A 3,986-nucleotide genomic window follows, 5' to 3' on the forward strand; every position below is an offset into this window, starting at 1 on the left:
GGAACTAACCTGATTTGTAAGTGAGCTTGTGAAGCTTAAGTGAACAGCATTGGTCTTTCCCTGTATGGAAAAGCATGCAAAATTTTCTTTTCGTCTTCAACAGAGCCTTTCGCCTTTTGAAAACGAATGGTTTGTATTTCTTTGCTTTTCCATTGAATCCCGCATTTTCCAGAAACGCGTTCGGCGGCCTGGATCCTCTGCCTTCTTTTATCTTCTTCTTTAATATTCTTCATTTGCGCCGAACCGACCCCGATCACACCGGCTTCATTGAGCTTTAGTTAGCCAGATGAAATAATGAACACAGTATTTGTGCCTGTCGGGATAAATAATTCTCTTCCAGAGTTTCTTAAAGAACTCCTGCGACGGCATTTTCGTCCGTGGAAACCGGACTTCTCAAGAAAGAAAAAGAAAGGTACACGGCTATGGCATCTTCATCCAGGAACCCATCTTCTGAACACCAGCCTCGCTCTTCCAGGACACGCAGACGGAAAACCGGGTGGATCTGGGTTTCCGCAATTGCGGCTGGAGCCCTGGTCTGCGGCGTTCTCTTTTTTGGAAATCGCTTTTCTCCTTCCCGCTGGGTCAGCATGGATGGAAATTCAGCAGACCAAGCCAGTGAAAAGAGCGGGCAGCCGACCGCCGGCGCTCAAAAAAGCGGGGATTCCACTTCGTCTTTTACGTTTACCGGCGTTGGCGACAATCTGCTTCACGATACGATTTTCGTCTACTATGAGCAGGACCACAACAGCAGGGATTTCACCCCGATTTATGAAATGACCGTTCCGTATTTTCAAAGTGCAGACCTTGCCTACTGCAACTTTGAAACGGTCTGCGCCGGCGATGCGTTTGGCCTTTCCGGCTACCCCGCCTTCAATGGGCCGATCGAAATGATCGATTCGCTGATGGCTTCCGGCTTTGACTGGTTCTCCATTTCCAGCAATCACTCTCTGGATGCAACAGCGCAGGACCTGATCTACGAAAAGGAATATATGCGCGAACATTATCCGGATCTTTCCGAAACCGGTGCCTTTGTCAGTGAAGAAGACGCAGCCGCGCCCGTTGTTCGAAACATCAACGGCATTCGCGTTGGACTTTGCGGATTCACCTACGGTCTGGAAGGCGCCATTCCCGCAGATATGCCCTGGCTCGTGGATGTCTACCGCAGCGGAAACGGACCCATCAACTATGAACTGATCGATCAGAAGCTCGACGCCCTGAACGCCGTCAGCGATGTGCAGATCGTCGCGATGCACTGGGGCGACGAATATCAGACCTCCCCAAATGCGGAACAGATTGAAGTCGCGAACTATCTGAACTCCAAAGGGGTGGAAGTAATCATCGGTACCCATCCGCATGTCATCGAGCCGGTTGAAATCATCAAAAGTCCCGAACAGGAGACGCTCGTGTACTACTCGCTGGGCAATTTCGTCTCCGCGCAGAACACCAACGAAACCATGGTCGGCGGCATGGCGAACTTCACCCTGAGCTACGATTTTGATACGCATAAAGCATCCTTTTCCGATATCCGATTCACCCCGACGATCACCTGGATCTCGCCGGATCTTCGCGAATACCGGACTACGACCATTCACGAATATAACGACGATATGGCCGCTAATCATTACATCACTGCCGAAGGAATGGACATTTCCAAAAGCTGGGTACAGTCTTTTGTCGATTCGGTCATGAGAAAACCGGACGGTATCGAAATCGTTCTGGAGTAAATACGCGTTTTCTTCTGCAGGGATGGCAATCAAAGACTTTGTTCTTTTCAGTTGCCGTTCTGGAGCTGAACCTTTCTGAATCGTCCTGCAGAAGCAAAACATACAGGTGTATTGAAATATGAAAGGAGAAGGTATGAAAAAACCAAAATACTGGTGGATTGGCGCGGGGCTGATGGCCGGCTTTTTCGCTCTGACTTCCCTGTGGGACTACGTGCGCTATTTTCTTTCCGCGCCGGTCGTCTCTTCCGCCCCGTACTGGGCGTTTGTGACCGCACGCGCCATTGAATTTCTGACGCCTGCCGCCATTCTGGCTGTTGTCGCTCTGGTTTTACAGGTGCGCAGCCGTCGATCGGCCGCCAGATAATTCGGCGTCATAGGGGATTGGCGCATTCTTTCCTTTGGCCAATGCCGATCTGGATTCGAATAGCTTCGCAATTCCGTTTTTCCGTATTTCCGATCCCCTCCCTCGCACCCCGCTGCAGGTGTTCAAAAAGGAGAAAGCTCCTGTACTTTTCCGTCGTTCAATTACGGCGAAAGAGGCAGGAGCTTTTCTGTTTATCTCAATGTGAAAAGAGACCCGCCTGCGGATCACTTTCTGGCGTTCATCTGCGCTCTGGCTTCTTCCAGAACAGACAGAGCAGCCAGCGTTTCCTCTTTGTATTTCTCATAGGCTTTTTCATCGTGGCTGGAAATTGCTTTTTCAAAATCCGCAAATTCATAAACCATGTGCAGGCCCTGATCGATGGAAATCTGTTCGGCTTCATTCTTTTCGTTTTCTCTGGCCGGAGCGACGAAGTCGATATATTCCATTTTCCCGGTACTGCCTTTTCCAATACGGAAGGTTCCCTTTTCCCCCTGAATGACGGCCAGATAGTCGCTGGAAGAATCCTTGGATCCAATAGATGTAACGATCCATTCAGGATAAATCAGAATCAGAACGCCGCTCGAATCGATGCCGTTCCATCCCTTGAGCGGATAATAGAAGACTTCCTTCGGCTTTCCAAACAGAGCCAATGCAAGATGGATGTTATAAATGGCGATATCCATCAGCGCACCGCCTTCCATTTCTGGATTGAACACATTATCGACAATGCCTTCCATGTACCGTGTGTACTTCCGGGAATACTGCGAAAAGTTGAAGACGCATTCCCGGATTTTTCCCGCTCTGGAAAGATTGTCCTGAAGAATATGGAAGTTTGGGGTGTGAATGCTGGTGATGGCTTCAAAAATCATTACACCGTTTTTCTCAGCAAGATCAAAGAGTTCCTGGGCCTGAGCGACGCTGGCCGCAAACGGCTTTTCGAGAATGACGTTCTTGCCCGCTTCCAGCGCTTTTTTTGCCTGCGGTACGTGCAGAGAGTTTGGCGAAGCAATATAGACGGTATCGATTTCTTCATCCGCCAGCATTTCCTCCAGATTGTCATACGTCTTTGTAACATGATGGCGATCGGCGTACGCTCTGGCTTTTTCCATTGTCCTCGAATAGACAGCGGCTGGTTCAATGGAAGGAATCTGGGCGAAGGACGCGTAAGCCTGATCCACAATCGCACCAGAGCCGATAGTTGCAATTTTCATAGTTCCTCCTAAATACCGCTTCTTTCAGAGTTGGAAAAGAAGCTCCGGGAAAAGCGGTTTTCTTATGATCATCATGCCATAAGTTGCGCTCTTTCCATCCCGGATTTTGAAAGTCTGCACCAGGTAAACATACGAATCGTAAAAACAGCCGCCAACGAAATGGCGGCATATTTTAGTAATGCGTGTTTCTTCCACAAAAGGATTTTTCAAAGGCATTCCGTCCCAGACGATCCTAATCACACCGACTATTTTCGGTCATGGGGCGGATGGAGGAACTCTTCAGTCCGTCTCCCGCTTTGTTAGTAAACCTCTAGGTTAGTAAACCTCTAGTATTTCTCGGTTTTCTTCAGACGCGCTCCGTTAAAACGGCCATTCGGTCTTTTGACCACTAGACGATTTCGCAGGGTGCCTTTATTGAGCGTCGTGCGGATCACAGCGGTCTTCTTTGGGGAAGCACCGACCTTTTGATAAATCGCCAGGATTTCTTCCATGCTGATCGTGTCCATAAATCTTCCTCCCGTTTTTCGTGGATCTATGCTCGATTGTATCCAGTTTTTAACATCTCGTGTCATTTCCGCAAACAATAATTCATTTTTACATACGTTTCTTTTTCCTCGGATGTCTACTGGATTCAAAGTAAGCGTCAAATAAAAGACGGGTATTTTCTCGACCGCCTCCTTGGGATAA

5 protein-coding genes are annotated in these 3,986 nt (G+C 48.7%); 2 read left to right on the forward strand and 3 right to left on the reverse strand.

The features are described from left to right. Positions 1-35 precede the first annotated feature (35 nt). On the reverse strand, positions 36-233 hold the full coding sequence (locus tag Q2J39_RS10495) for a hypothetical protein (RefSeq protein WP_288340641.1): 198 nt from the start codon (positions 231-233) through the stop codon (positions 36-38). A 189-nt stretch (positions 234-422) separates the two neighbouring features. On the opposite strand from Q2J39_RS10495, the gene Q2J39_RS10500 reads away from it, so the two are divergent. Beyond that, a complete protein-coding gene (locus tag Q2J39_RS10500) occupies positions 423-1,724 on the forward strand; it encodes a CapA family protein (RefSeq protein ID WP_288340643.1) in 1,302 nt (433 codons plus the stop codon). 133 nt (positions 1,725-1,857) lie between these two features. Further along, positions 1,858-2,088, forward strand: coding sequence for a hypothetical protein (locus Q2J39_RS10505; RefSeq protein ID WP_230267741.1), 231 nt, complete (start codon positions 1,858-1,860; stop codon positions 2,086-2,088). Between the two features lie 224 nt (positions 2,089-2,312). Here the strand turns inward: Q2J39_RS10505 and Q2J39_RS10510 are convergent, their stop codons facing one another. Together Q2J39_RS10510 and Q2J39_RS10515 are read right to left on the reverse strand one after the other, a co-directional pair. Next, positions 2,313-3,299, reverse strand: coding sequence for a Gfo/Idh/MocA family protein (locus Q2J39_RS10510; RefSeq protein ID WP_230267740.1), 987 nt, complete (start codon positions 3,297-3,299; stop codon positions 2,313-2,315). A gap of 326 nt (positions 3,300-3,625) precedes the next feature. Continuing rightward, positions 3,626-3,986, reverse strand: a 361-nt coding sequence (locus Q2J39_RS10515) for a hypothetical protein (RefSeq protein ID WP_288340647.1), incomplete at its 5' end; no start/stop codon positions are given.

It is taken from the genome of uncultured Allobaculum sp. (assembly GCF_948576815.1).
Lineage (GTDB): Bacteria > Bacillota_I > Bacilli_A > Erysipelotrichales > Erysipelotrichaceae > Allobaculum > Allobaculum fili.

What these genes read in the sequence shown, in the direction of transcription:
- Q2J39_RS10505 (WP_230267741.1), top strand. Translation starts at nt 1,858, where the DNA reads ATGAAAAAACCAAAATACTGGTGGATTGGCGCGGGGCTGATGGCCGGC.
- Q2J39_RS10495 (WP_288340641.1), bottom strand. Translation starts at nt 233, where the DNA reads ATGAAGAATATTAAAGAAGAAGATAAAAGAAGGCAGAGGATCCAGGCC.
- Q2J39_RS10500 (WP_288340643.1), top strand. Translation starts at nt 423, where the DNA reads ATGGCATCTTCATCCAGGAACCCATCTTCTGAACACCAGCCTCGCTCT.
- Q2J39_RS10510 (WP_230267740.1), bottom strand. Translation starts at nt 3,299, where the DNA reads ATGAAAATTGCAACTATCGGCTCTGGTGCGATTGTGGATCAGGCTTAC.